This window comes from Cellulomonas algicola (assembly GCF_003851725.1).
In the GTDB taxonomy this organism is placed as follows: domain Bacteria; phylum Actinomycetota; class Actinomycetes; order Actinomycetales; family Cellulomonadaceae; genus Cellulomonas; species Cellulomonas algicola.
Genome location: NZ_BHYL01000398.1, coordinates 1 through 2,102, shown reverse-complemented (window position 1 = coordinate 2,102; position 2,102 = coordinate 1). Strand labels below are relative to the sequence as shown.

Sequence of the window (2,102 nt, the reverse complement as noted above, 5' to 3'; positions counted from 1 at the left end):
TCGCCGCGCGGGTGCTCGTCACGGGCCTGCAGGAGCGGTACGCGCACCGCGCGGCGACCCGGGCGGTCGGCGAGCTGCGCGACGCGGTCGTGGAGCGCGCGGTCGACCTCGGACCCCGGCACCTCGCCGCGGGGCACGGGCCGGCGCTCGTCACCCTCGTGACGCGCGGCCTCGACGCGCTCGAGCCGTACTTCGTGCGGTACCTGCCGCAGCTCGTGCTCGCCGCGACCGTCACGCCGGGCACGCTGCTCGTCGTCCTCGGGCTCGACTGGATCTCGGCCGCGATCCTCGTCGGCACGATCCCGCTGGTGCCGATCTTCATGGTGCTCGTCGGGCGTCTCACGCAGGGCCGCTCCGAGCGCGGCCTCGCGACGATGCAGCGGCTCGGCGCGCAGGTGCTCGACCTGCTCGCCGGCCTGCCGACGCTCCAGGCGCTCGGCCGCGAGCGTGGCCCCGCGGCCCGCGTCCGGGAGCTCGGCGACGCGCACCGCCGCGCCACCATGGGCACGCTGCGCATCGCGTTCGTGTCCGGCATGGTGCTCGAGCTGCTGACCACGCTGTCGGTCGCGCTCGTCGCCGTCGGGATCGGCCTGCGGCTCGTCGAGGGGCACCTCGACCTCGTCACCGGCCTCGCGGTGCTGATCCTGGCGCCCGAGGTGTTCCTGCCGCTGCGCCAGGTCGGCGCGCAGTACCACGCGGCCGTCGACGGGGTCGCGGCAGCCGACCAGGCGTTCGCGCTGCTCGACGAGCCCGCGCCCGCGCGCGGCGCGCGGACCGCCCCCGACCTCGCGTCGACGACGCTGCGGCTCGACGGCGTCGGCGTCACGACGGCCGACGGCCTCGCGCCCGACGCGCTCGACCTCGTCGTGCGGCCCGGGACGGTCGTCGCGCTCACGGGGCCCAGCGGTGCGGGCAAGTCCACGGCCGTCGACGTGCTGCTCGGCCTGCTGCCGCCCGACGAGGGACGCGTCGTCCTCGACGTACCGGACGGCCCGCTCGAGCTCGCGGACGTCGACCGTGACACCTACTGGTCGCAGGTCACGTGGCTGCCGCAGCGACCCGTGCTCGAGCCCGGCACGGTCGCCGACGTGGTCGGCGGTGACGACGCCTCGCGTGCCCGCGCCGCCGCGCTCACGGGTCTCGACCAGGTCCTCGCGACGCTCCCGGCGGGCTGGAGCACCCCGCTCGGCCGCGGTGGGGTCGGCCTGAGCGTCGGGCAGCGCCAGCGCGTCGCGCTCACGCGCGCGCTGCTCTCCCCCGCCCCGCTCGTCGTGCTCGACGAGCCGACCGCGCACCTCGACGCGTCCGGTGAGCAGGTCGTGCTCGACACCGTCCGGGCGCTGCGCGCCGAGGGCCGCACGGTCGTGCTCGTCGCGCACCGGGCGTCGCTCGCGGGGTGCGCGGACGTCGTCGTGCCGGTCCGGTCGACGGCCGGGCAGGTGGTCGCGTGAGCGCCCGCGAGCCCCGCGGCACCCTGCGCCGGGCCGTCCGGCTCCTCGACGTCGACCTGCGCCGCGTCGCGCTCGCGACGCTGCTCGGCACGCTCGCGCTGGGCTGCGCCGTCGCGCTCGCCGCCGTGTCGGCGTGGTTGATCGCGCGCGCGTCGCAGATGCCGCCCGTCCTGCAGCTGTCCGTCGCGACCGTCGCCGTGCGCGCGTTCGGCATCGGCCGCGGCGTGCTGCGCTACCTCGAGCGCCTCGTCTCGCACGACGTCGCGCTGCGCGGCATGACGAACGTCCGCACGACGCTCTACGAGCGGCTCGCCGCCGGTCGGACCGCCGCGCTGGCCGGCGTCCGACGCGGCGACCTCCTCGCGCGCGTGGGCGCGGACGTCGACACGGTCGGCGACGTCGTGGTCCGCGGGCTCCTGCCCGCCGTCGTCGCGGTGTGCCTGGGCGTCGGGACCGTCGTCGCGATGTGCGCCTTCTGGGTGCCCGCCGGGCTCGCGCTCGCCGGGTGCCTGCTCCTCGCGGGTGTCGTCGCGCCGGCGCTGGCCGCACGCGCGTCGCGCACCACCGAGCGGCACGCCGCCGACGCGCGCGCCGACCTGTCCGCGACCGCGCTCGGCCTGCTCGACGACGCCGGGCCGCTCGCCGTGGCGG

At 77.8% G+C, this 2,102-nt stretch carries 2 protein-coding genes; both read left to right on the top strand.

All coding sequences use genetic code 11. The annotated features are described in order from the left end of the window. Positions 1-1,451: thiol reductant ABC exporter subunit CydD (cydD, locus tag CTKZ_RS19870; protein ID WP_124344537.1), on the top strand; the 1,451-nt coding region annotated here is incomplete at its 5' end. Then, positions 1,448-2,102, top strand: a 655-nt coding sequence (locus tag CTKZ_RS19865) for an ABC transporter transmembrane domain-containing protein (protein ID WP_268904349.1), incomplete at its 3' end; no start/stop codon positions are given. The genes cydD and CTKZ_RS19865, both read left to right, overlap by 4 nt.